Origin of the sequence: Thermopolyspora flexuosa, assembly GCF_006716785.1 — a bacterium.
Classification (GTDB): domain Bacteria; phylum Actinomycetota; class Actinomycetes; order Streptosporangiales; family Streptosporangiaceae; genus Thermopolyspora; species Thermopolyspora flexuosa.
Window position 1 is genome coordinate 173,945 of sequence record NZ_VFPQ01000002.1, and the last position, 24,390, is coordinate 198,334.

Annotated in this window: 22 protein-coding genes and 1 tRNA gene; 12 read left to right on the forward strand and 11 right to left on the reverse strand. The window is 70.6% G+C overall.

Annotation, left to right across the window (positions count from 1 at the left end; genetic code table 11):
- Nucleotides 1–12: 12 nt before the first annotated feature.
- The gene (locus FHX40_RS23230) at nucleotides 13–759 is read right to left on the reverse strand and encodes a hypothetical protein (RefSeq protein WP_142262100.1); all 747 of its coding nucleotides are present in this window, start codon (nucleotides 757–759) and stop codon (nucleotides 13–15) included.
- 342 nt (nucleotides 760–1,101) lie between these two features.
- Between FHX40_RS23230 and FHX40_RS23235 the strand changes: the two genes are divergently transcribed.
- Genes FHX40_RS23235 through FHX40_RS23250 form a run of 4 tightly spaced genes read left to right on the forward strand, consistent with a single transcriptional unit; the run spans nucleotide 1,102 to nucleotide 3,699 of the window.
- Nucleotides 1,102–1,845: a dienelactone hydrolase family protein gene (locus tag FHX40_RS23235; RefSeq protein WP_142262101.1), complete on the forward strand. Its 744-nt coding sequence runs from the start codon at nucleotides 1,102–1,104 to the stop codon at nucleotides 1,843–1,845.
- A gap of 24 nt (nucleotides 1,846–1,869) precedes the next feature.
- Nucleotides 1,870–2,145, forward strand: coding sequence for a DUF6295 family protein (locus FHX40_RS23240; RefSeq protein ID WP_142262102.1), 276 nt, complete (start codon nucleotides 1,870–1,872; stop codon nucleotides 2,143–2,145).
- A 29-nt stretch (nucleotides 2,146–2,174) separates the two neighbouring features.
- A complete protein-coding gene (locus tag FHX40_RS23245; protein WP_142262103.1) occupies nucleotides 2,175–2,792 on the forward strand; it encodes a hypothetical protein in 618 nt (205 codons plus the stop codon).
- A 13-nt stretch (nucleotides 2,793–2,805) separates the two neighbouring features.
- Entirely contained in the window at nucleotides 2,806–3,699 is an 894-nt protein-coding gene (locus tag FHX40_RS23250) for a DUF72 domain-containing protein (protein WP_142262104.1), read from the forward strand.
- 62 nt (nucleotides 3,700–3,761) lie between these two features.
- On the opposite strand, the gene FHX40_RS23255 is transcribed toward FHX40_RS23250, so the two are convergent.
- From FHX40_RS23255 to dnaA, 10 genes are all read right to left on the reverse strand, one after another.
- Complete coding sequence (locus FHX40_RS23255) at nucleotides 3,762–4,178, reverse strand: VOC family protein (protein ID WP_142262105.1); 417 nt, start codon at nucleotides 4,176–4,178, stop codon at nucleotides 3,762–3,764.
- A gap of 835 nt (nucleotides 4,179–5,013) precedes the next feature.
- Nucleotides 5,014–5,090 (reverse strand) — tRNA-Ile (locus FHX40_RS23260).
- A gap of 175 nt (nucleotides 5,091–5,265) precedes the next feature.
- A complete protein-coding gene (locus FHX40_RS25950) occupies nucleotides 5,266–6,084 on the reverse strand; it encodes a DUF3566 domain-containing protein (RefSeq protein ID WP_229788464.1) in 819 nt (272 codons plus the stop codon).
- On the reverse strand, nucleotides 6,084–8,612 hold the full coding sequence (gyrA, locus tag FHX40_RS23270; RefSeq protein ID WP_142262106.1) for a DNA gyrase subunit A: 2,529 nt from the start codon (nucleotides 8,610–8,612) through the stop codon (nucleotides 6,084–6,086). The genes FHX40_RS25950 and gyrA overlap by 1 nt, the downstream gene beginning before the upstream one ends.
- Nucleotides 8,613–8,654: 42 nt before the next feature.
- Nucleotides 8,655–10,595 (reverse strand): DNA topoisomerase (ATP-hydrolyzing) subunit B, encoded by a 1,941-nt coding sequence (gene gyrB, locus FHX40_RS23275; protein ID WP_425329292.1) that lies wholly within the window; start codon nucleotides 10,593–10,595, stop codon nucleotides 8,655–8,657.
- Between the two features lie 336 nt (nucleotides 10,596–10,931).
- Nucleotides 10,932–11,459, reverse strand: coding sequence for a DciA family protein (locus tag FHX40_RS23280; protein ID WP_142262108.1), 528 nt, complete (start codon nucleotides 11,457–11,459; stop codon nucleotides 10,932–10,934).
- Nucleotides 11,449–12,681 (reverse strand): DNA replication/repair protein RecF, encoded by a 1,233-nt coding sequence (gene recF / locus FHX40_RS23285; protein ID WP_142262109.1) that lies wholly within the window; start codon nucleotides 12,679–12,681, stop codon nucleotides 11,449–11,451. Before recF ends, FHX40_RS23280 begins: the two co-directional genes overlap by 11 nt.
- A gap of 255 nt (nucleotides 12,682–12,936) precedes the next feature.
- Nucleotides 12,937–13,881 (reverse strand): phosphogluconate dehydrogenase (NAD(+)-dependent, decarboxylating), encoded by a 945-nt coding sequence (gene gnd / locus FHX40_RS23290; protein WP_142262110.1) that lies wholly within the window; start codon nucleotides 13,879–13,881, stop codon nucleotides 12,937–12,939.
- 63 nt (nucleotides 13,882–13,944) lie between these two features.
- Nucleotides 13,945–15,081, reverse strand: coding sequence for a DNA polymerase III subunit beta (gene dnaN / locus FHX40_RS23295; protein WP_142262111.1), 1,137 nt, complete (start codon nucleotides 15,079–15,081; stop codon nucleotides 13,945–13,947).
- A 699-nt stretch (nucleotides 15,082–15,780) separates the two neighbouring features.
- A complete protein-coding gene (dnaA, locus tag FHX40_RS23300) occupies nucleotides 15,781–17,670 on the reverse strand; it encodes a chromosomal replication initiator protein DnaA (RefSeq protein WP_142262112.1) in 1,890 nt (629 codons plus the stop codon).
- A gap of 605 nt (nucleotides 17,671–18,275) precedes the next feature.
- Here dnaA and rpmH point away from each other — a divergent pair.
- The 8 genes from rpmH to FHX40_RS23340 all read left to right on the forward strand — a co-directional run bounded on the left by rpmH (nucleotide 18,276) and on the right by FHX40_RS23340 (nucleotide 24,163).
- On the forward strand, nucleotides 18,276–18,413 hold the full coding sequence (gene rpmH / locus FHX40_RS23305; RefSeq protein WP_142262113.1) for a 50S ribosomal protein L34: 138 nt from the start codon (nucleotides 18,276–18,278) through the stop codon (nucleotides 18,411–18,413).
- Nucleotides 18,414–18,582: 169 nt separating this feature from the next.
- The gene (gene rnpA / locus FHX40_RS23310; protein ID WP_142262114.1) at nucleotides 18,583–18,969 is read left to right on the forward strand and encodes a ribonuclease P protein component; all 387 of its coding nucleotides are present in this window, start codon (nucleotides 18,583–18,585) and stop codon (nucleotides 18,967–18,969) included.
- The gene (gene yidD, locus FHX40_RS23315) at nucleotides 18,966–19,247 is read left to right on the forward strand and encodes a membrane protein insertion efficiency factor YidD (protein WP_142262115.1); all 282 of its coding nucleotides are present in this window, start codon (nucleotides 18,966–18,968) and stop codon (nucleotides 19,245–19,247) included. Before rnpA ends, yidD begins: the two co-directional genes overlap by 4 nt.
- 4 nt (nucleotides 19,248–19,251) lie before the next feature.
- Nucleotides 19,252–20,202, forward strand: a complete 951-nt coding sequence (gene yidC, locus FHX40_RS23320; protein ID WP_142262116.1) for a membrane protein insertase YidC — start codon at nucleotides 19,252–19,254, stop codon at nucleotides 20,200–20,202.
- 17 nt (nucleotides 20,203–20,219) lie between these two features.
- A complete protein-coding gene (locus FHX40_RS23325; RefSeq protein ID WP_373286873.1) occupies nucleotides 20,220–20,747 on the forward strand; it encodes a Jag family protein in 528 nt (175 codons plus the stop codon).
- 581 nt (nucleotides 20,748–21,328) lie between these two features.
- On the forward strand, nucleotides 21,329–22,051 hold the full coding sequence (gene rsmG, locus FHX40_RS23330; protein WP_142262118.1) for a 16S rRNA (guanine(527)-N(7))-methyltransferase RsmG: 723 nt from the start codon (nucleotides 21,329–21,331) through the stop codon (nucleotides 22,049–22,051).
- A gap of 113 nt (nucleotides 22,052–22,164) precedes the next feature.
- A complete protein-coding gene (locus FHX40_RS23335; protein WP_142262119.1) occupies nucleotides 22,165–23,112 on the forward strand; it encodes a ParA family protein in 948 nt (315 codons plus the stop codon).
- A 154-nt stretch (nucleotides 23,113–23,266) separates the two neighbouring features.
- Nucleotides 23,267–24,163 (forward strand): ParB/RepB/Spo0J family partition protein, encoded by an 897-nt coding sequence (locus FHX40_RS23340; protein ID WP_142262120.1) that lies wholly within the window; start codon nucleotides 23,267–23,269, stop codon nucleotides 24,161–24,163.
- The last annotated feature ends 227 nt before the right edge of the window (nucleotides 24,164–24,390 follow it).

Genomic DNA, 24,390 nt, shown 5'->3' on the forward strand with positions numbered 1-24,390 from the left:
CCGCTCACCCCATCACACGCGGAGCCCGGCCTCGGCGGAGCCCTCGACCGGCTCCGTCCGCCGCTCGCCCTGCTCGTCCTCGCGCGCCTTGGTCTCGTCCTTCCGGTCGCCTTCCGTGCCCTTGGACTCGTCCTGCTTCTCGCTTCGAGGCTCCCGTTCGGCGGCCTCGGGCTCGTCCTGTCGTTCGGCCTTCGGGGTGTCGGATTCGCCGGTCTTCGTCTCCTCCGCGCCCACGGGCTCGCCGGTCTTCTCCGGCCCTTCCTCCGGCTTCGCGCCGAGGCCGGTCAGGTTCCCGGCCACCCCGCCGACCGTCTCGCCCGCCCGGCCGGTGGCCTGCTGCGCCGGGCCGGTGGCCTTGGCCGCCTCGCCCGCCGCCGTGCCGGTCACGTCCTCGGCCGTCTTCACCGCGGTGCCCGCGGCCGTGGTGGCGGTCGCGGTGGCCGCCTTGACGTGTTCCTCCGGGTGGCGCAGCGCCTCGGCACGGTCGTGGATGACGTCGCTCAGCGCGTTGATCGGCCGGTTGGCGACGGCCGTCACCGCGGTCTTGCCGACGTCCTGCAGGTCGGCACGGAGGCGTTCGGCGAGCGCCTCCAGCTCCGGGGAGCCGAGGGCCTTGATGCCCTTGTCCAGCAGCTTGCTCTTGCGGCGCATCCCGGCCAGGCCGGCCAGCGCGAGCGCGCCCGCGAGTCGCAGCTTCCGGCGTCGGCCCAGGTAGTAGCCCGCGGCCACGGCGAGGCCGACCCTGGCACCACTCTTCATGATCATCCCTCCCTTGGCGCCGGCCGTGCCGTACCGGCTCCGGCCCCGCACACCACCCCTGCCCCGTTAACCGGACACAAGAACAAAAAGTCGTACAAAATAGGCGGGAATTCCTTGATCGGAGGTGTGGCGATCAGGCGGGCTCCGCCGTACCCGGACGCGCCGGGGAAGGGCGGCCGATCGCGGACCGCGGAATCACGGTGTGCGACGATGTGATCCACCTCGCCGCCGACCGGGCCACGCGGCACCGTCGCACCGGCCCCGTCCAGGCACACGAACGGTTCGTGGTCGGGCGCGGGCGATGCGGCGCCCGACCCGTCTCGCAGGAAAGGATGCCGCGCTGTGACTGATGCGATGTGGGCAGGCACCGTCACGATCACCGGCCATGAGGGCGCCGAGCTGGAGGCGTACCTCGCCCGGCCGCTGAGCGACCGGCCGCGGGGCGGGGTCGTGGTGATCCACCACCTGCCCGGGTACGACGAGGCCACCAAGGAGATCACCCGCAAGTTCGCGGCACGCGGCTTCGCCGCGATCTGCCCCAACCTGTTCTCCCGGGAGGGGCGGGACGTCAGCCCCGACGACCAGGCGGCCGCGGCACGGGCCAAGGGCGGCGTGCCGGACGAGCAGGTCGTCGGCGACGTGGCCGGCGCCGCGGCGCACCTGAACTCGCTCGACTACGCGAACGGCAAGATCGGCGTGATCGGGTACTGCTCGGGCGGGCGGCAGGCGTTCCTCGTCGCCTGCTCGCTGCAGATCGACGCGGCCGTCGACTGCTACGGCGGCTTCGTGGTCAACTCGACCCCGCCGGACTTCCCGGTGAAGATGACCTCCCTGCTGTCGAAGGCGCCCGACCTGTCCTGCCCGCTGCTCGGCCTGTTCGGGGCGGAGGACACCGCGCCGAGCCCGGAGGAGGTCGACACGCTCGCCGCCGAGCTGGAGAAGCACGGCAAGCGGTTCGAGTTCCACACCTACCCGAACGCCGGTCACGCGTTCTTCGCCGTCGACCGGGCCGCGTACCGGCCGGAGGCCGCCGTGGACGGGTGGAAGAAGGTCTTCGACTTCTTCGGCCGTCACCTGACCGCCTGACCCGATCGGGAGAGGATCGCCGCCATGTGCACGTACGTCACCGAGACCTTCGAATGCGACGGCGCGGGCAAGGGCGCCTCGGGCTGGTTCACCCTGCGCGAGGGCCGCGTCTACGTCGACCACCCCTACCACTCGACCCATGAGCACACGGTGAACATCGACTTCGTCAACCCCGCCGAGGGCCCCTCGGCCCGGGTCGCGGTCGAGCTCACCGAGGAGGCCGCGCTCGCCCTCGTCGACGCCATCCACAAGGCCCTCGCCGCGGCGCCTCCCGGCATCGCCTCCGCCAAGCGCCGCTGACCACCTTCCGGGACGTGCGACCATGGATCGTGCGTTTCGAACTGGTCGTATGGCATGAGGAGAAGCCCATCCCGCGGGAGCGGGCGGCGCGGCTGCGCCGGCGGTTCGCCGAGGGCACCGACGCGGCCGCGCATCCCGCGGTCGGGGCCTTCGTCGCGGCGCTCTCCGCGCTCTTCCCCGAGGTGGCCGTCGAGGAGCACCCGGGACACGCCGTGGTGACGATGGAGCCGGAGGTCGCCGACGCCGTCTCCATCCAGGCGTGGGCGCTGGCGAGGAAACACGGCCTCGTCTGCTACGACCCGGTACGCGACCTCGTGCACAACCTGGAGCCGGTCGGCGTACACCCCGGCATGCAGCTGCGTACCGGCGACGGCATGATCATTATCGACCCGGACCTGGGGCTGGTGCACGACGCCCTCGCCACGTTGTCGCCGCAGAACCCCTTCCTCGCGCTCGTCAACTTCGGGAAGCACTTCCTGCAGGTGTCCCCCATCGGCGACGGCTACGAGCTGGAGTACAAGGACAGCGTCGCCGGACGGATGCAGCGCACCATGATCGCCGACCTCGAGGAGCTCCGGCGCTGCTTCGCCGAGTACGCCGCGGGCGACCACGCCTTCCTCGCCAGGCATGCCTGGCAGGTGGTGTGAGCATACGGAGGGTATGGCACGGATCCTGATGGGCACCGCCTCCTGGACCGACCGGACGCTGCTCGCGTCCGGCTGGTACCCGGAGCACGTCACCACGGCGGAGGAACGGCTCGCCTACTACGCCGAGCGGTTCCCCATCGTCGAGGTCGACTCCACCTACTACGCGCCGCCCGCGGAGAGCACGGTCCGGCTGTGGCGCGACCGTACCCCGCCCGGCTTCACGTTCAACGTGAAGGCGTTCTCGCTGCTCACCGGGCATCCGACCCGCCCGGGCGCGTTCTACCGGGACCTGCGCGAGCGGCTCGGCGAGGACAGGCCCACCTACTACCTGCGGCACGTCGACCCGAAGGTCGTGGACGAGGTGTGGGATCGCTTCCTCGCCGCGCTCGCCCCGCTGCACGAGGCGGGCAAGCTCGGCGCGGTCCTGTTCCAGTTCCCGCAGTGGTTCCCGATCGGCAACCGCAACAAGCGGTACATCCTCGAGTGCCTCGGCCGGTGCGCGCCGCTGCCCATCTGTGTGGAGTTCCGCAACCACACCTGGATGAGCGAGGAGAACCGGGCCGAGACCCTCGACTTCCTCGCCTCGTACGCCGTGCCGTACGTGTGCGTGGACATGCCGCAGGGGTATCCCGGCTCGATCCCGCCGGTCCTCGCGGCCACCGCCGACCTCGCCGTGGTGCGTTTCCACGGCCACTCGGACAAGTGGACGAGCAAGGACGTCCACGAGCGCTTCGGCTACCGGTACAGCGAGGAGGAGCTCCGGCAGTGGGCGCCCCGGCTGCGCCGGCTCGCCGAGGACGCCGCCACCACGCACGTGCTGATGAACAACTGCTACCGGGACTACGCCCAGGTCAACGCCCGCCGGCTCGCCGACCTGCTCCGCGCGTCCGGCGCCCCGGTCGGCTGACTCGGTTTCCTCGTCCCCAGGGGTGTGGACAACTCACTTCACTTCGGCATGGAGAGGTCCGTTCAGGCCTCGTTCGCCGGGTCCGGCCAGGGACGTCGCCGGGCGAGCAGCTCGGGGTACTCGGGCTGCAGCACGCAGAACTCGTTGCCCCACGGGTCGCGCAACACCCAGAAGTCGAAGCCACGCTCCCGCTGGTGGTCCCAGCGGGTCGCGCCGAGCGCCTCCAGCCTGCGGACCTCGGCCTCCACGTCGTCGGTCTCGATGTCGATGTGCACGCGCTCCTTCGACGTCTTCGGGTCGCGGGTGGCCTGGAGGAGGATGCGGATGTCCGAGTCCGGCAGCCGGAGCTTGCGGTAGATGCCGGAGCTCTGCGGGCCCAGCGGCTCCTCGGTCGCGTCGAGCGCGGCCGCCCAGAAGGCGACACCGCGATCAAGGTCGTCCACGTCGATGACGATGTGACACACCCGGCTCCGATGCATGTCCCTCCGCCCCACCGCGGCCGCCCGGTGCCCTCGCCTCCTCCGGGCGGCCGTCACGATCCCGACCGAAGGAAACCTCACGGCCCATCTTTATCCACAGGTCCTGACCCGTGCCGCGGCCGCCCCGGCCGGCTCACGGCGTCACCGGGACACGTGTCCTTGCGGGCGTCGCCTTGGCCTCTACCCGGCGTACCGCCCAGAGTCCGGCCGAGCGTCGGCTCCCACTGCGAACGCCCCGGCGGCCATTCCAACGGATCGAACGATCCCCGGCCTCTGCTGGGGAAAGGAACCGTAGACCTGCGGGCCGGACCGTCGCCCCGCGTCTCGGGCGGCCGGCCTTGCGCCCCATCAGCGACCCTGTACCGCGGACCCGGTCGGTGTGCCTGCACGGGCGCCCCGGCGACCGCCACCGGTTTTCCACAGACGATGTGGAGGACCGAGTGCCGGGTCGGCCGCAGCGTCATCCGTCCTGGCGGCACACCCATCGCCTCGGCCGCTCGCATCCACAGACGAGGACCCCCAAACGTGCGGCATGCTCCGCCGCCCCAGCGCCACCGGCGGCACAGCCGCTCAAGAGGACGCCCTGAAAGCCCCGCCAGGCCCCCACCGCCCATCTCGGACCCTTTGGGGGCTGTGGAAGGGGAGCCGCCGCTTGGCCGCCCCTGTGGCACGTCGGGAGCCCAGCGCGTCGTCGTACGCCCGTCGGCCCGATACCGCCCACCGGTAGGGCTGTGGATCGGTTCGCCGAAGAGTCGTCCACAGCTTCGTCACCCGGTTGGTCACGCAGACACGCGAAAGGCCGTCCTCCCGATCCCGGAAAACGGCCTTTGAGATGTGGTGGGGCTATCTGGACTTGAACCAGAGACCTCTTCCTTATCAGGGAAGCGCTCTAACCGACTGAGCTATAGCCCCGTGCGCTTCGGGCGGTATGGAGCGTATCGCATCCGTGGGCCGGAAGCGAATCCGTCGCCCTGGCTGAGTAAAGCTTACCGTGTCCCGAGGGGTGCTCGCGCCGCTCTTTCCCGACGGAACGGCGGTGCCGGCGGGGAGTCCGCCCGCGCGGGGCGGACTCCCGGCACGCCTGGGGTCACTCGGCCTCGCTGAACGTCACCTCGATCCCGCCGACGAGCTGGGCGGACAGGTTGTAGATCACGGCACCCAGGGTGGAGAGGGCGGTGATGAGGACGACGTTCACGGCACCGAGCAGGGCCGTGTAGCCGAGGATGCGGACCGGCTCGAACCAGGAGGCGATGTCGAAGCTCGCCTGGCCGTTCTCGCCCTTGGTGAGCTGGTTCACCGTTGAGATGATCGAGTCGAACACGCCGAGGCCGGACAGCACGGCGTACAGGACCGCGACGGCCACGAACAGCACCACGAAGCCGACGAGGGCGATGACGAAGCTGAACTTCATCGCCGACCACGGCTCGATGCGGCGCAGGATCAGGTGGGCCTTGCGCGGCTGACGGTCCGCCTTGCCGGACTTGGCGGCCGCGGGCTTGGGAGCCGGCTTGGGCGCCTGCTTCGGGGCGGACGGGGGCGTGGGCTGCACCGCGGTGGGCGAGTCGGCGGGCCCGCCGCCCGGGCGGTTCCCCACGCCGTCCCGGGCGTCCTGGCGGACGCCGGCGCCGGCCGCGGCCGGGCCGTCCCCCGCGGACCACGACTTGTCCGGCCGTATGCGTCGGGTGGCGTTGTCGTCCGGCTTGGCGCCCACGGCATCGTGCCGGCGCGGCGCGGTCGGCTCCGCGGCGGAGTTCGCGGCCCCGCCCGCGGGGCGCGTAGCGCCGTCCCGCTGCTGCTTGTCCCCCGCCTGCTCGCGGGGCTGGGTCGCCGCCGGACTGCCCGGCGGTTGGTTACGGTTGCCGGACGTGCCCGTCTTGGCGCCGCCGGAGTTGGCCTGGCTGCTCATTACTGGTCTCCTGCCGGGTTCTGCTCGTTCTGCGGCGCGTCAGCGTCAAGCGAATCGTCGCCCCGCGTCTCGGCGTTGCGGGCGAGTGCGACGACGCTGTCCCCCGCCGCGAGATTCATGAGACGAACCCCCATGGTCTGCCGACCGCTCTGCTTGATCTCGCCTGCGCTCGTGCGGATCACCCCGCCCGCGGACGTGATCGCGAAGACCTCGTCCTCGGGGTTCACCATCACCGCTCCGACCAGCTTCCCACGGGAGCTGACGATTTTCGCGGTGAGCACTCCCTTACCACCACGGCCTTGAACCGGGTACTGGCTCGCGGCCGTGCGCTTTGCGTACCCACCTTCGGTCGCGACCAACAGGTCTTCGCCATCACTTACCACGTTCATTGCCAGCAGCTCGTCCCCCTCGGAGAACCGCATCCCGATGACGCCGCTGGTGGCACGGCCCATCGGACGCAGCGCCTCGTCCGAGGCGGTGAACCGGATCGACATGGCGTTGCGGGAGACCAGCAGCAGGTCGTCGTTCTCCGAGACGAGGCGCGCCGCCACCACCTCGTCATCCTCGCGGAGGTTGATCGCGATGAGGCCACCGGATCGCGGCGAATCGTACTCTGACAGCCGGGTCTTCTTCACCAGACCGGCCCGAGTGGCGAGCACCAGGTACGGCGCGGCGTTGTAGTCCCGCAGCGCGAGGACCTCGACCACGCGCTCGTCCGGCTGCATGGCGAGCAGGTTCGCCAGGTGCTGGCCACGGCCGTCCCGCGGCGCCTCGGGCAGCTCGTACGCCTTGACCCGGTAGACCCGGCCCTTGTTGGTGAAGACGAGCAGCCAGTGGTGGGTCGTGGTGACGAAGAAGTGCTCGACGATGTCGTCCTGGCGGAGCTGCGCCCCGCGCACCCCCTTGCCGCCCCGCTTCTGCGCCCGGTACATGTCGGTCTTGGTGCGCTTGGCGTAGCCGCCGCGGGTGATCGTGACGACGATGTCCTCCTCGGCGATCAGGTCCTCGACGGACACGTCGCCGTCGTAGGCGATGATCTCGGTCTGCCGGTCGTCGCCGTACTTGTTCGCGATCTCGGTGAGCTCGTCCGCGATGATCTGGCGCTGCCGCTCCGGCGAGCCGAGGATGTCGTGGTAGTCGGCGATCTGCGCCATGAGCGCGTCGTACTCGTCGGTGATCTGCTGGCGCTCGAGCGCGGCGAGCTTACGGAGCTGCATGTCGAGGATCGCCTGGGCCTGGACCTCGTCGATCTCGAGCAGCTCCTGCAGGCCGATCGACGCCTGGGCGGCCGACGGCGAGTTCCGGATGAGCTCGATCACCTCGTCGAGGCGCTCCAGCGCCTTGAGCAGCGCGCGCAGGATGTGCGCCCGCTCCTCGGCCTTGCGCAGCAGGTACCGGGTGCGCCGGACGACGACCTCGATCTGGTGGTTGATGTAGTGCTTGACGAACTGGTCGAGCCGCAGCGTGCGCGGCACGCCGTCGACCAGGGCGAGCATGTTCGCGCCGAACGTGTCCTGCAGCTGGGTGTGCTTGTACAGGTTGTTCAGCACGACCTTGGGCACGGCGTCCCGCTTGAGCACGATCACCAGGCGCTGGCCGGTGCGCGTGGAGGTCTCGTCCCGGACGTCCGCGATGCCGCTGATCTTGCCGTCCTTGACCAGCTCGGCGATCTTCTGCGCGAGGTTGTCCGGGTTGACCTGGTACGGCAGGGCCGTGACGACGAGCGTCTGCCGCCCCTTGACGTCCTCCTCGATCTCGACCACGGCGCGCATGGTGATCGAGCCGCGGCCGGTGCGGTACGCCTCCTCGATGCCCCGCCGGCCGACGATGAGCGCCCCGGTGGGGAAGTCCGGGCCCTTGATGCGGGCGATCAGGCCCTCGAGCAGCTCCTCGTCGCTCGCGTCGGGGTGCTGCAGCGCCCACTTGACCCCCTCGACCACCTCGCGGAGGTTGTGCGGGGGGATGTTGGTCGCCATGCCGACGGCGATCCCCGACGAGCCGTTGACGAGCAGGTTGGGGAACCGCGCCGGGAGCACCTCCGGCTCCTGTGACCGACCGTCGTAGTTCGGCTGGAAGTCGACGGTCTCCTTCTCGATGTCACGGAGCATCTCCATGGCGATCGGCGCGAGCTTGCACTCGGTGTACCGCATCGCCGCCGGAGGGTCGTTGCCCGGGGAGCCGAAGTTCCCCTGGCCGTCGACGAGGGGGTAGCGCATCGCCCAGGGCTGCGCCAGCCGTACCACGGTGTCGTAGATCGACGCGTCGCCGTGCGGGTGGTAGGAGCCCATGACGTCGCCGACCACGCGGGAGCACTTGAAGTACCCCCGGTCGGGCCGGTAGCCGCCGTCGTACATCGCGTAGAGCACGCGGCGGTGCACGGGCTTGAGGCCGTCCCGCACGTCCGGCAGCGCGCGCGACACGATGACCGACATCGCGTAGTCGATGTAGCTACGCTGCATCTCGAACTGGATGTCGATCGGCTGCACGCGATCGGCCGGCGGTGTGGGCGGGGTGTTGACTTCCGTCACGGATGGAGGTCCTCTCGCAAGTCTCTGCGGGTACGGCTGTCGCTACACGTCCAGGAAGCGGACGTCCCGGGCGTTCCGGATGATGAACTCGCGCCGGGCCGTGACGTCCTCGCCCATGAGCACCGTGAACAGGTCGTCGGCCTGGGCGGCGTCGTCGAGCGTGACCTGGAGCAGCAGCCGGGTCTCCGGGTTCATCGTGGTCTCCCAGAGCTGGTTCGGGTTCATCTCGCCGAGACCCTTGAACCGCTGCACGCCGTCGTGGAGCCGGGGGTCGCGCTTGCCCTGCGCGATGCCCGCCTCGATGATCGCGTCGCGCTCCCGGTCGCTGTAGGCGTAGTCGACGTCGTCGCCGCGCCGGTCCCACTTGATCTTGTACAGCGGGGGCTGGGCGAGGTAGACGTGGCCCGCCTCGATCAACGGCCGCATGAAGCGGAACAGCAGGGTGAGCAGCAGCGTGCGGATGTGCTGCCCGTCCACGTCCGCGTCGGCCATGATGATCAACTTGTGGTAGCGCAGCTTGCCGATGTCGAAGTCGTCGTGCACGCCGGTGCCGAGCGCGGTGATGAGCGCCTGGACCTCGGCGTTCTGGAAGACCTTGTCGATCCGGGCCTTCTCGACGTTGAGGATCTTGCCGCGGATCGGCAGGATCGCCTGGAACTTGGGGTCGCGGCCGCCCTTGGCCGAGCCGCCCGCCGAGTCGCCCTCGACGATGAACAGCTCGCACTTCTCCGGGTCGGTCCACTGGCAGTCGGCGAGCTTGCCGGGCAGGCCGGAGCCGGACTCCAGCAGTGACTTGCGGCGCGTCAGGTCTCGGGCCTGGCGCGCGGCGATGCGGGCGCGGGAGGCCTGCAGGGCCTTCTGGATGATCTCCTTGGCCTCGCCGGGGTTGCGCTCGAACCAGTCGCGCAGATGGTCGTTGCACGCCTTCTGCACGAACGACTTCGCCTCGGTGTTGCCCAGCTTGGTCTTGGTCTGCCCCTCGAACTGGGGGTCGGTGAGCTTCACCGAGATGATCGCGGTGAGACCCTCGCGGACGTCCTCGCCGGTGAGGTTGTCGTCCTTGCCCTCCTTGAGGTACCGCTGCTCGCGCGCGTACCGGTTGACGATCGAGGTCAGCGCGGCGCGGAAGCCCTCCTCGTGGGTGCCGCCCTCGGCGGTGTTGATGGTGTTCGCGAAGGTGTAGACCGACTCGCTGTAGGAGGCGTTCCACTGCATGGCGATCTCGACCGAGATGCCCTCGCCATGCTCCTCGAAATAGATGATCGAGGAGTGGATCGGCTCCTTCTTGCTGTTGATGTGCTGGACGAAGTCCGATAGACCGCCCTCGTAGTGGTACGTGACGACGTGGGGCTCGCCGTTGATGTACTCGGGACGCTCGTCGCGCAGCGTGATGGTGAGGCCCCGGTTGAGGAAGGCCATCTCCTGGAAGCGCCGGGAGAGCGTCTCGAAGTTCCACGTGGTGGTCTCGAAGACCTCCGGGTCGGGCCAGAAGGTGATCGAGGTGCCGGTCTCCTCGGTGGGCTCGCCCTGGACCAGCGGGCCGGGGCGGGAGCGCTCGTAGCTCTGGCGCCAGACGTACCCGTCCCGGCGCACCTCCGCCTCCAGCCGCGTGGACAGGGCGTTCACCACCGAGACACCGACGCCGTGCAGACCACCGGAGACCGCGTACGACTTGCTGTCGAACTTGCCACCCGCGTGCAGCACGGTGAGGACCACCTCGAGGGCCGAGCGGTTCTCGCCCTCCACGATCCCCACGGGGATGCCACGCCCGTTGTCCACAACCCGTACGCCGCCGTCGGCCAGCAGGGTGACCTCGATGTTGTCGCAGTAACCGGCGAGTGCCTCGTCGACGGAGTTGTCTACGACCTCGTAGACAAGGTGGTGCAGACCGCGTTCGCCCGTCGAGCCGATGTACATACCCGGGCGCTTGCGGACCGCCTCCAGTCCTTCGAGGACGGTGATTGAGCTAGCGTCGTAGGACAAGTGCGAAATCCTCCTGCCGCGGACACGCGACAGGGCAGACATCTAGCGATGCACTGTCCCTGTGGTGCCCGTCACCGTCGTGAATGCCCCCGTTGCGGTCACCCGGGGGGAATCGGTATCAAACCGGGGTGACACGCAGGTGGCCGTATCCGGAATCCGGCTCCATTCTACCGGGTTCGGCGGACTGACGTGGCGGCAACAGCCGCTCAAACGCCCTGTAACGCTCCGACCCCCGGGATCGGCATCCCCCTACGTGGCCACACCATCACGTCGCCCGGTGGCCTGTGAGCGCCTCTTAGCGGGGCGGACATCCCGGTTTCGTACGGTTGCGCCGCGTCAGCCGTACGTGTCGCGGGGACCACGCCCGGTGACCCGCAGGCCCCCGGCGGGCCGGGTGCCGCCCTGCGGCCCGTGCACCCGCACCCGGCTCACCGTGCCGTCGCCGAGCTCCTCGTTGAGCCGTTTGATCAGCACGGAGGCGAGCAGCCGTACCTGGGTCGCCCACGCGGTCGAGTCAGCGGCCACGGTCACCTCGCCGTCCTGGAACGACACCGGCCGGGTGTGCGCGGCGAGCTCGGGGCCGACGATCTCGGCCCACCGGCCGAACACGCCGCCGACCGCGGCCTCGCGCTCCCAGCCGCGCGCGGCGAGCAGCTCCCGGATCGCCCGGCCGAACGGCAGCGGGTCGCCGGCCTCGCGGCGCGCGCCCGCCCCTCCCCGGGGCTCGGTACGGCGCGGCTCGCTGCGCGGCAGCCGGCCGCGGCGGGCGGCGTCCGCCTTCGCCTGGGCCAGCTTCTCCCGCGCCTGGGCGGCGCCCCGGGCGTTCACCTCGCGCCGGGACCGGGCGCCCTCGTCAGCGGACACGCGTGACCCTCCCCTCCGCCACGTCGAACCGGGCCCCGGTCAGCTCGGCGGGCACGTCCTCCGGTGCCGCCGCGGTGATCAGGACCTGCTCGGCCGGGGCGACGATCTCCGCCAGGCGGCGCCTGCGGAAGGTGTCGAGCTCGGCGAACACGTCGTCGAGGATGAGCACCGGGTCGCCGCCGCCGTCGGCGCGCAGCAGTTCGTAGGCGGCCAGGCGCAGCGCGAGCGCGAACGACCAGGACTCGCCGTGGCTGGCGTAGCCGCGGGCGGGCAGGTCGCCGAGGCGCAGCTCGAGGTCGTCGCGGTGCGGGCCCACCAGGTTCACCCCGCGCTCCAGCTCCGCGGGCCGGGCGGCGAGCAGGGCCTCGCGCAGCGCGGCGGCGAGCGCGGCCCGGTCGGCGGCACCCGGCTCGGGCGTTTCCCCGGGCCCGGGTACGGCGGGGCCGCCGCCTTGTCCACCGGCTGTGGACAACGTGGAGCGGTAGCGCAGGTCGGCGGTGCCGGAGGAGGGGGCGAGCGCGGCGTACGCCTTGGCCACCAGCGGCCGCAGCGCCTCCACCAGGTCGAGCCGGGCGGCGAGCAGCTCGGCCCCGATCCGGGCGAGGTGCGCGTCCCACACCTCGAGCGTGCTCAGCACGTCCCCGGCGCCGGCCGCGGCCCACGCGGCCTCGTCCGCCGCCCGCCGCGCGCTGCGGCCCCGGCCCGCCCGGGCGGCCGCGGCGGCGCGCAGCAGGGCGCCCCGCTGCTTGAGCACCCGCTCGTAGTCCGCCCGCACGCCCGCGAACCGGGGGGCGCGGGCCACCAGCAGCTCGTCGAGGAAACGGCGCCGCTCGGCCGGGTCCCCCTTGACCATGGCGAGGTCCTCGGGCGCGAACAGCACCGAGCGCAGCAGGCCGAGCACGTCGCGGGCGCGGGGGACGGGGGAGCGGTTGAGCCGGGCCCGGTTCGACCGGCCCGGGTTGATCTCCAGCTCGATGAGCGCGCGCCGGTCGTCGCGCACCACGGCCGCGCGCACGATCGCGCGGGGGGCGCCGTGCCGTACCAGCGGGCCGTCGGAGGCGACCCGGTGGCTGGACTGGGTCGCCACGTAGCCCACCGCCTCGACCAGGTTCGTCTTGCCGTGCCCGTTCGGCCCGACGAACGCGGTCACGCCGGGCTCCAGGTCGAGCTCGGCCGCCGGGTACGAGCGGAAGTCGGTCAGCGACAGGTGGGCCACGTGCACTCCCCCGAGGGTAGCCGGACGGGCGGCCGCCCGGGTGATCGCGCGGCGCGGCCGACGGCGTCCGTCAGGGCGGCCGGCGGGCGTCCGTCAAATCGGGCCCGGGGCCTTTGCCGGGGGCCTGCGGCCGTCCACAGCCTGGGGCGATTACCGTCCGCAGGCTGTGGATAACCTTTCGGCCCAGGCCGTGAAAACGCCTGTCCTGCCTGGTCAGAAGGGGTTCCCGCCCACCTGTGGATATCTTCGCGAGCCTGTGGATTACTTTTCGGTCTCAATCGGCGGAGCCACGTCCGCGCCGGGGGAGTCGGCGCCCTTGGCCCGGCCGCCCTCGGCGCTCGTGACGGCGTGGCCGCCGAACTGGTTGCGCAGCGCCGCCACCACCTTCATCGCCGGGGAGTCCGGCTGCCGGGAGGCGAAGCGGGCGTACAGGGCGGCGGTGATGACCGGCAGCGGCACCGCGTGCTCCACGGCGGCCTGGACGGCCCAGCGGCCCTCCCCGGAGTCCTCGGCGTACCCCCGCAGCCGCGACAGCTCCTCGTCCTCCTCAAGGGCCCGCACGAGCAGGTCGAGCAGCCAGGACCGGATCACCGTGCCACTGCGCCAGCTCCGGAAACAGCCCGCCACGTCGGTGACGAGATCGGAGGCCTCGAGCAGCTCCCAGCCCTCGGCGAGGGCCTGCATCATGCCGTACTCGATGCCGTTGTGGACCATCTTCGCGAAGTGGCCCGCGCCATGGCCGCCCGCGTGCACGAAGCCGTCCTCGCCCTCCGGCTTGAGCGTCTCGAAGATCGGCATCAGCCGCCGGACGTCCTCCTCGGTGCCGCCGACCATGAGCGCGTAGCCCTGGTGCAGCCCCCACACCCCGCCGCTCACGCCGACGTCGACGAAGCCGATGCCCTTGGCGCCGAGCCGCTCGGCGTGGCCGCGGTCGTCAGCGTAGTGCGAGTTGCCGCCGTCGACGACGAGGTCGCCGGGGGAGAGGAGCTCGGCGAGCTCGGCCACGACGGCCCGGGTCGGCTCGCCGGAGGGCACCATCACCCACACCGTGCGCGGCGGCTGAAGCCGGTCGACCAGCTCGGCCAGGCTGCCGACGTCGCTCACCCGGGGATCCCGGTCGTAGCCGATCACCTCGTGGCCGCCGCGGCGCAGCCGCTCGGCCATGTTGCCGCCCATCCGGCCGAGCCCGACCATGCCGATGCGCATCGGTCCCTCACCCCCTGTGGGTCGCCCTCGCGTGCCGGGCCCTTCCCCCGTCACGGGGCGAGCCTAGCCGGACAGCCGGATCGGCATGATCAGGTACCGGTAGTCCGGGACCTCCTCGTCCTCGGTGGTCTTGCCGCCGGTGAGGATGGCGGGCTTGGTCGCGGTGGTGAACTGCATGCGGGCCACGTCGGAGTCGATCGCCTGCAGGCCCTCCAGCAGGAACTGGTGGTTGAACGCGATGTTGATGTCCTCGCCGTCGAACTCGGCGGGCAGCACCTCCACGGCCTGGGCCTCGTCGCCGCTCGCGGCCTCCAGGACCACCTCGCCCTGGGTGAAGGCGAGCCGTACCGGGGTGTTGCGCTCGGCGACGAGCGCGACCCGCTTGACCGCCTCCACGAACGGGCCGGTGGCGAGGTCGGCCCGGGCGGAGAACTCGGTGGGCAGCAGCGACCGGTACTTGGGGAACTCGGGGTCGAGCAGGCGGGTGGTGGTGCGCCGCCCGCCGCTGGTGAACCCGATCATGCCCTCGCCGGTGCCGCCCGTGGAGCTGAGCGCGATCTCCACCTCGGCGCCCGTGGTGAGGGTCTTCGCCATGTCGGCGAGGGTCCGGCCGGGGATCATCGCGACCGCGGAGATGTCGGCGTCCTGCGGCTGCCACTTCAGCTCGCGTACGGCGAGCCGGTAGCGGTCGGTGGCGGCGAGGGTGATGGTGTCGCCCTCGATCTCCATGCGCACGCCGGTGAGCATCGGCAGCGTGTCGTCCTTGCCCACGGCGACCGCGACCTGCGCGACGGCGGAGGCGAACACGTCGCTGCCCACGAGGCCCGCGGCCGGGGGCATGGCCGGCAGGGACGGGTACTCGTCCACCGGCATCGTCTGCAGGGTGAACCGCGAGTTGCCGCAGGTGACCACCGCCTTGCTGCCGTCCACGGTGAAGTCCACCGGGTGGGCGGGGAGCGCCTTGGTGATCTCGGCGAGCAGCCTGCCGGAGACGAGGACCACCCCGGGTTCACCGACCTGCGGCTCCAGCGTCACCTCGGCGGAGACCTCGTAGTCGAAGCTCGACAGCTTCAGCTGCTGCTCCTCGGTGACCTCCAGTCGCATGCCGGCGAGCACCGGCTGGGACGGTCGGGTCGGCAGCCTGCGGGCCGTCCATGCGACGGCCTCCGCGAGTACGTCTCGGTCGACCCGGAACATCACGTGAATCCGCCTCCTGTGTCTCGCCCCTTCGGGCTGACCCGCCAACGGGCTCTGCGCCCCACAGAGTGCCCCACAGACGCTAGCGCCTCACGGCCCTCCTTGTGGACAACTCTCCAAGGTCGTGAGCGCGCGCGTGCCGGAGCCCTCCTATGAGGTTTGATTTCTTCCTAGAGAGAAAACACGGGTCTTCATCTTAGGGGCCGTGGATACTGTGGAGAACCACCGTTTCCGCAGGTCAGGGCCCTACTTTTATCCACGGGCGCTGTGCACGGCCGGTGGACGACCGCCGGGCGGCTGGGGATGACGCGGCGATCCACACACCCTGTCCCCAGCCTCGGGCCGCCTTGTCCACCGGATCCCCCAGGTTATCCACCAGGTTTCCACCGGTTATCCACTGGGTATATGTCCCTTTTGTCGATCGGCCCGGTCGCCGTGCACAGGGCATCCCCAGGTCAACCCCTGTTTTCCTCAGGTTATCCCCAGCTTTTCCGCAGCTCTGTCCCCAGGATCCGGCCGGTTGTACACACCCGGGCGGCGCGACGGTGGGTACGGCCGGCCGTACCGCGGCGCCCGGGGCCCGGGCGGTCCGGGGCGCCGCGTCATCCACTCAAGTCCACAGGATGATCCACAGCGTTATCCACAGGCTGTGTATCAGTGGAGGTCAGCGTTGCTTTTCGAGCGTTGCATGCGGTGGGTTCGTCAGCCGTTGCGCGCCTGCTGCTTGATGCGGTTGGTGAGTTCGGTCACCTGGATGTAGACCGAGCGTCGTTCCGCCATGAGCCGGCGGATCTTGCGGTCGGCGTGGATCACCGTGGTGTGGTCGCGCCCGCCGAACTGCTGGCCGATCTTGGGGAGGGACAGGTCGGTGAGCTCCCGGCACAGGTACATGGCGATCTGCCGGGCGATCACCAGCACCCGGGAGCGCGAGCTGCCGCACAGGTCCTCGACCGACAGGCCGAAGTAGTCGGCGGTCTGCGCCATGATCGTCGCGATCGTGATCTCGCCGCCGGAGTCCTCGGTGATGAGGTCCTTCAGCACGATCTCGGCGAGCTGCAGGTCCACCGCCTGCCGGTTGAGGCTGGCGAACGCGGTCACCCGGATCAGCGCGCCCTCGAGCTCGCGGATGTTCGTGGAGATCCGGCTGGCGATGTACTCCAGCACCTCGTCCGGCGCGGCGAGGCCCTCCTGCCTGGCCTTCTTGCGCAGGATCGCGATCCGGGTCTCCAGCTCGGGCGGCTGCACGTCGGTGATGAGGCCCCACTCGAACCGGTTGCGCAGCCGGTCCTCCAGCGTCACCAGCTGCTTGGGCGCCCGGTCGCTGGAGATGACGATCTGCTTGTTGGCGTTGTGCAGCGTGTTGAAGGTGTGGAAGAACTCCTCCTGCGTCTGCTCCTTGCCCTCGAGGAACTGGATGTCGTCGACGAGCAGGATGTCCACGGCCCGGTAGCGGGCGCGGAACGCGTCGGCCTTGTGGTCGCGGATCGAGTTGATGAAGTCGTTGGTGAACTCCTCGGAGCTCACGTACCGCACCCGCGCCCCGTCGTAGAGGCTCTGCGCGTAGTGGCCGATCGCGTGCAGCAGGTGGGTCTTGCCCAGGCCGGAGTCCCCGTAGATGAACAGCGGGTTGTACGCCTTGGCCGGCGCCTCGGCCACGGCGACCGCGGCCGCGTGCGCGAACCGGTTGCTCGACCCGATGACGAAGGTCTCGAAGGTGTACTTCGGGTTGAGCCGGGCGGTCTCGCTCGTCCGCCCGCCCCGGCTCTCCCACCGGTTCGGCAGCGGGCTCGGCACCGGTGGACCGAACTTGTCGCCGTGCGGGGTCTGGGGACCGTCGGCCGTCCCGGCGTCGGCGCCGCCCGCCGTACCCTCGCCCGGCCCGGCGGGGCCGTCCCCGGCGTTCCCGGACTGACCGGTGGCGCCGGTGCCCGGGTTTCCACCGCCGTCCCCAGAGTTATCCACAGAACCGTCCACAGGGACGTCGGCCCGGCCGCCGAGCGGCCCGCCCATCGCCCCCGGGTACGGCGCGGCGCCCGGCCCGCCGGACGGCGCTCCCGGATAGCCGGGCGTCCCCGGCCCATAGGAATAGGGATACCGCGCGACCTGTGGATGGAGCTGTGGATAGTCGGTGGATGACACGCCCTCGGCCGGCCGGTGCGGGCTCGCCGATCCCGTCCCGAACTGGGATCCCATGGGGTGGCCCGGTTGTCCACCCTGTGGATAATGCGGCGGCGCGGCCTGGGGAGAGTGGGGGTACGCGGCCGACGGGCCGGGCAGGCCCGGCTTGCCGGCCCCCTGGGCGCGGGACCGCTGCGGCTCCTCGCCGTCACCGGCGGCGGCCTGGTCGACCATGACCGCGACCCGCATCGGCCGGCCGAACTCCTGGGAGAGCGCGTGGGCGATCAGCGGCCGCAGCTTGCTCTCCAGCACGTCCTTGGCGAACTCGTTCGGGGCCGCGAGCACGACGGTGTCGTTGACCAGGCCGAAGGGACGAGTCATGGCGAGCCAGGCCCGCTGCTGCGACGGGACGCTCCCGTCGAGGAAGTTCTCCAGCGCGCGTGCCCATACCGCCCCGAGGTCGATGCTCTCCATGATCACCCCTCCTTCCCTACGCGGCCCCCGGTCGCCCGCCGCGATCAGTTGTCCACAGGTCGCCCCTGAGTGGGCGCCGCCTTCGCTCCGGCGTCCGCATCACCCGCGCTCGCGCTTCCCGCAGGAACCCCTCCGTGATCCACATGGAATCCACACCGAATCCACATGGTGTGCACAGTCGGCGCGCGTCATATCCAGTACATCCACGCACGGGAGGGAAGGTTCTGGAGGGCCGACAGTAGCGTTGTGCACATCCCTGTTCAAGACGTTGTCCACAGCCTACTGGCAGCACGGGGGGCCGCGGGGCCGACTCTGTGGATGACGGTGGGATCGGTGGAAAACCGGCCTGTGGAATAGTGGATAATCACTGCACATCCCGGCCTCGGGCCGGGTGCCGCGTGCGGAGGGGGTGCGGAGCGAGGCGTCACTCCGGGGTGTGAACCACCACCGAGGGCCGGTTTGACCACGGTACGGGGCAACCCGTAACGTACGAAGGTCGGCTCGTCAGGTGACGCTTCTGCATGCCCACTGACGGCCAACGGCAATCTGTAGCGACGTCAGCGTTCGCAGGGCCTGCGGACGCGTCTCAAGCATGGAGCCCACCCGTGAGCAAGCGTACTTACCAGCCGAACAATCGCCGCCGCGCGAAGACCCACGGCTTCCGGCTGCGCATGCGTACGCGCGCCGGTCGGGCGATCCTCGCCGCCCGGCGTCGCAAGGGCCGCAAGCGCCTGACCGTTTGACGGGCGGCCGAGCCTTCCGGTGTGGCCGGGCCGCCCGTCGGCGTACGCGGCGGGCGGCGACGGCGCCGGGGGAGTAGCCGGGAGAGGATCAGCCTGCTCCGGCCGGGCGCTTCCGCTCCGGGCACCGTCGCCGGCACCGGGTGGCACCTGTTGCCCCAGGAGGTCAGTCGTGCTGCCGTCCGCCTCCCGAATGCGGCGAAGCGAGGACTTCGCGGCCGCGATCCGACGGGGACGCCGGGCCGGGCGTCCCACTCTCGTCGTCCATCTGAACATCCGCACCGACGGCGACCAGCAGGCACCGCCGCTGGTCGGTTTTGTCGTGAGCAAGGCCGTGGGCGGCGCCGCCGTCAGGAACCGGGTGAAACGGCGCCTCAGACACCTGGTGCGGGACCGTCTCCACCGCCTCCCGCAAGGTAGCCTGCTTGTGGTACGCGCCAATCCACCGGCCGCGTCCGCGCGAAGTGAGCAACTCGCCGCCGAACTCGACATCGCGCTCAATCGTGTACTCGGGCGGCGTGGGCCCGACCCACAGGCCCGAACGGATGGACAGGCATGACGGCGCAACAGACCACCGGGATCAGCCCGGTCGCCCGGATCCTGACGGCGTTGATCAGGTTCTACCGGGCCTTCATCAGTCCGTTGCTCGGTCCCCGCTGCCGGTTCGCACCGTCGTGCAGTGCCTACGGGCTTGAGGCCATCACCGTGCACGGCGCGCTGCGCGGGCTCTGGTTGACGATCCGTCGGATTGGACGTTGCCACCCCTTCCACCCCGGAGGGTACGACCCGGTGCCACCCCGCCCGGTGCGGACCCACGACGAGACGCAAGGGAGCTAGCTCAGTGGAGCTGTCCTGGCTGAATTGGCTCTATGAGGCTGTCGCCTTTGTGATCACATGGATCCACCGGGGCTACAGCACCTTCCTTCCCCCGGATGGCGGCCTGAACTGGGCGCTGACCATCATCACGCTCACGGTGCTCATGCGCCTGTGCATCTTCCCGCTCTTCCTCAAGCAGATGCGCTCGTCGCGGAAGATGCAGGAGCTGGCCCCCAAGATCCAGGAGCTCCGCAGGCGGTACAAGAACGACCGCCAGAAGCTGAACGAAGAGGTGATGAAGGTCTACCAGACGGCGGGCGTCAACCCGCTGGGGGGCTGCCTGCCGATCCTGGCGCAGTTCCCGATCTTCATCTCCATGTTCACCGTGCTCCGGGCGATGGCCGAGGGGCAGGCCAAGTTCGGCATGACGAAGGAGCTGGTGGACAGCGCCCGTGCGGCCCACATCTTCGGCGCGCCCATCCCGGCGACCTTCTTCACCAGTGACGCGGACATCGCGGCTTTCGACGCCGACCCGGTGATCACCCGAATCGTGCTCGGCATCTTCGTCGCGACGAGCTCCCTGACGACCTTCCTCACGGTCCGGCAGAGCGTGAAGCGGTCGATGGCCCAGATGCCGGACAACCCGATGGCGCAGTCGCAGAAGATGCTCATGTACATCTCGCCGCTGTTCGCCGTCTTCAGCCTGGGTTTCCCGCTCGGTCTGATCCTCTACTGGGTAACCACAAACCTGTGGACCCTCGGCCAGCAGCACTGGTTCTACAGCCGGTACCCGATGCCGCAGTTCGACGCGAAGGGCAACCCGGTGCCGGTGCAGCCCAAGCGCGGGGTGCTGGCGAGGATCCGTAAGAAGGCGCCCGAGCCGCCGCCGGAGCCGGCGAAGCCCAAGACTAAGATCATCCGTCAGCAGCCCAGCCGGCAGCCGCGGAGCAAGAGGACCGGTAGCAAGAAGTCATGACGAAGGAGAGGCGCGACGTGACCGACGCTCAGACGCCTGCGGCCGCCACCGCCACGGCCGACCCGGGCAAGTCCCGGCCGGTTCCGGACATCGCGCTCCTCGAGCAGGAGGGCGAGATCGCGGCCGACTACGTCGAAGGGCTGCTCGACATCGCCGATCTCGACGGCGACATCGACATGGACGTCGAGGGCGACCGTGCGGTCGTGTCCGTGGTGGGCATCAAGAGCACCGAGCTGGTGGGCCCACGGGGTGAGGTCCTCGAGGCCCTGCAGGAGCTGACCCGCCTCGCCGTACACCGGCGGACCGGCGAGCGCTCCCGGCTCATGCTCGACATCGCCGGTTACCGCGAGCGTCGCCGCCGCGAGCTCGGCAAGCTCGGCGCCTCGGTCGCCGAGGAGGTCAAGCGCACCGGCAAGCCGAAGTCGCTCGCGCCGATGACCCCGTTCGAGCGCAAGATCGTGCACGACGCCGTGGCCGCGGCCGGGCTGTACAGCGAGTCCGAGGGCGAGGAACCCAACCGCTACGTGGTGGTCTACCCCTCCTGACCCGCGCCGGCAGCTCCACCGGGTCCGCACCCAGGCCGCCGACCTCACCGGGTTGGGCGGCCTTCGCTTTTGCCGGATATCGATATGCCTGTGCCGATAACGCGCCGGATGCGAGGGTCGGTGGATGGCGCTGCGGGCCTTCCCGGGCCTCGCCGCACCGAGACGGCACCCGGTGCCCGGTGGCGCACCCGCTCGACCGGCCCGGATCCCGGTACGGTCGCCTGTTGTCCACAGACTGTGGATAATGTGCCGTCCTCCTGTGCGTCATAGGCCGGGCCGCTGCCGCGAGGGGGATTTTCGCCGGTCGTTCCTCGTCCAGGCCCATCGCGGACGGCGGTCTGTGGGCGGGACAGGGTGGTGGACGGCTGTGGAAAGGTGGTACGGAGCCGGGCCCGGGCGGGCCGGTGCCGGAAACGTTGTCCACAGGATGTGGGGGAGCGCGGGACCGGATGGGTCCCGGGCGGCAGAGTGTGAGGAGGGCGGGACGTGGCAGGCGGACGGCCGACGTCGGCACGGGTGGTGCCGTGGAGGCGGGCGACCCAGGACTACGCTTACTCGCAGATCGTGATGACGAGTGTGTGATGGCGGAAACCAACGAACTTCCCGACGCGCCTGCGGTGGCACGCGAGATCTTCTCCGGCGACGCGTGGGCCAAGGCGCAGGCGTACGCGGAGCTGCTGGCCGGGCCCGGGGTGGTGCGCGGCCTGCTGGGGCCGCGCGAGGTGCCGCGGATCTGGGACCGGCACCTGCTCAACTGCGCCGTGGTGGCCGAGGCGGTTCCGGAGGGGGTACGGCTCGTCGACATCGGTTCCGGCGCCGGCCTGCCCGGGATCGTGCTCGCCATCATCCGGCCGGACATCACGGTGACCCTGCTCGAGCCGCTGCTGCGCAGGACCGTCTTCCTCGAGGAGTGCGTGGAGGCGCTCAAGCTCGACAACGCGGAGGTGCTGCGCGGCCGGGCGGAGGAGGTGGCGGGCACGCGCCTGTTCGACGTGGCCTGCGCCCGGGCCGTCGCTCCGCTCGACCGCCTGCTGCTGTGGTCGATGCCCCTGCTCGTCGAGGGCGGCCGGCTGCTCGCGGTGAAGGGGGAGCGTGCCGCCGAGGAGCTGGAGGCGGCAGGCGACGCGTTGCGGAAGACGGGGGCGCGCCGCGCCGAGCTGGTCACGGTCGGTCGCGGTAAGGTCGATCCACCCGCCACCCTCGTCCGTGTGTTCGCCGGGCGGACCGGCCCGGCGGGCGAACGCGGGGGAGGGCGGCGCGGGCCGGGCGGCCAGGACAAGCGGCGACGGAAGAGGCGGCGATGACCATCGGCCAGGGGACGGGACGACCGGCGGGCGGCGGTGCCGTACCGGACGGCCGCCCTTCCGGATCCGGTCGGCCCGCGGATACTGCCGCATCCGCACAAAAGCCGGTAGAAATGACGAGAAGCGATGCGCTGATTCCCCCGACCTCCGGCGATTCGCCACCGGTACGAGAGGCAATGAGTTCCGTGGTTTCACGTGAAACATCAACTCCGACTCCTCCATCCCCGTCCCTGGTCGGCTACTCCTCGCGTAGCCAGGAGGAGTGGCCGCGGCCGGCGCGACGTCGTGTGATCACGATCGCCAACCAGAAGGGCGGCGTCGGCAAGACGACCACGGCGGTGAACCTCGCGGCGGCGCTCTCGATGCACAACCAGCGCGTCCTCGTCATCGACCTGGACCCGCAGGGCAACGCCTCCACGGCGCTGTCGATCGAGCACCGCGGCGACGTGCCGTCGGTCTACCAGGTGCTGATCGAGGGCATGCCGCTGGCGGAGATCGTGAAGCCGGTGCCGGACATGCCGAACCTCTACTGCGCACCCGCCACGATCAACCTCGCCGGTGCCGAGATCGAGCTCGTGTCGATGGTGGCCCGGGAGTCGCGCCTGCTGAAGGCGATCAACGAGTTCAAGGAGATCGAGCTCGACTACATCTTCATCGACTGCCCGCCCTCGCTCGGCCTGCTGACGGTGAACGCCATGGTCGCGGCGGCCGAGGTGCTGATCCCCATCCAGTGCGAGTACTACGCGCTGGAAGGGCTCAGCCAGCTGCTGCAGAACGTCGAGCTCGTCCGCGCCCACCTCAACCCGAAGCTCTCCGTCTCCACCGCGCTGCTCACCATGTACGACGGCCGGACACGGCTCGCCGCACAGGTCGCCGAGGATGTCCGGGCACACTTCGGTGATACGGTCCTCAGGACGGTGATCCCGCGAAGCGTACGGGTGTCCGAGGCGCCGAGCTACGGCCAGTCGGTCATCACCTACGACCCGGGGTCGAGCGGTGCGATGGCCTACGCCGACGCGGCCCGCGAGATCGCGTTCCGCGGCGCGAGCGTGACCGGCTGACCCGTCGACGCGCGCGGGGGACGCCGATCCACCAGCAGCATGACGCTAGACGCGTGGGTGTTCCACGTGGGGAGGGCAAGTGAGTAACCGGCCGCGGCGTGGACTGGGGAAAGGGCTGGGGGCCCTCATCCCCACCGGTCCCATCGTGCAGCCCATGGCGCAGCATGGGCCCGCCCAGGCGGGGGGCACCACCTCCGAGGCGGCGCCGGTCGCCGGGGCGTACTTCCAGGAGATCGACGTCGAGCTGATCGACCCGAACCCGCGGCAGCCGCGCGACAACTTCGATCCGGACGCGCTCGCCGAACTGGCGACCTCCATCCAGGAGGTCGGCCTGCTCCAGCCCGTGGTGGTACGGCCGAAGGACGGCGGCCGGTTCGAGCTCATCATGGGGGAACGCCGCCTCCGGGCCTGCAAGCTGGCGGGCCTGAAGCAGATCCCCGCGATCGTGCGCAACACCCAGGACGACGAGATGCTCCGGGAGGCGCTGATCGAGAACCTGCAGCGGGAGCAGCTCAACCCGCTGGAGGAGGCTGCCGCCTACCGGCAGCTCCTCGACGACTTCGGGGTGACGCACGAGCAGCTCGCCCGCAAGGTCGGCCGCTCCCGCCCGCACATCACCAACATGCTGCGCCTGCTGACCCTGCCGCCGTCCATCCACAACCGCCTCGCCTCGGGTGTGCTGAGCGCGGGCCACGCCCGCGCCCTGCTCGCCCTCGACGACCCCGCGGCCCAGGAGCACCTCGCCAAGCGCATCGTGGCCGAAGGCCTCTCGGTACGCGCGGTCGAGGAGATCGTGCAGCTCGGCGAGGCCACCGCGGGCCCCACGCCGCGCCGCCGGCCCACCAAGCAACCACCACCGCCCGAGCTGAAGGAGCTCTCCGACCGCCTCTCCGACCTCTTCGAGACCCGGGTGAAGGTCGACCTCGGCAAGCGCAAGGGCCGCATCGTCGTGGAGTTCGCCTCGGTGGAGGACCTCGAACGCATCCTCTCCTCGATGGCCCCCGACGCCCTCAACACCATGCGCACCTCCTCCGGCTCCACCTCCGGCTAGGGGCGACTCGTCGCCACCCACGGCCTGCACCACCGAAACCCCGCCATCACCCTCCGGCCACCGGGGCCATCCCGGACACGCGCGCGGCAGCGCGCCTTCGGGGTACCGGGGCAAGGCCGGTGCGACCATCGGCACCCACGTCACCCGGAGAATCCCACGCGGCGATCGTCGGCACCGAGCCCTGTTTCAGTGCGACCAGGGCAGCGCACCCGAGGCACCGGGTAGCC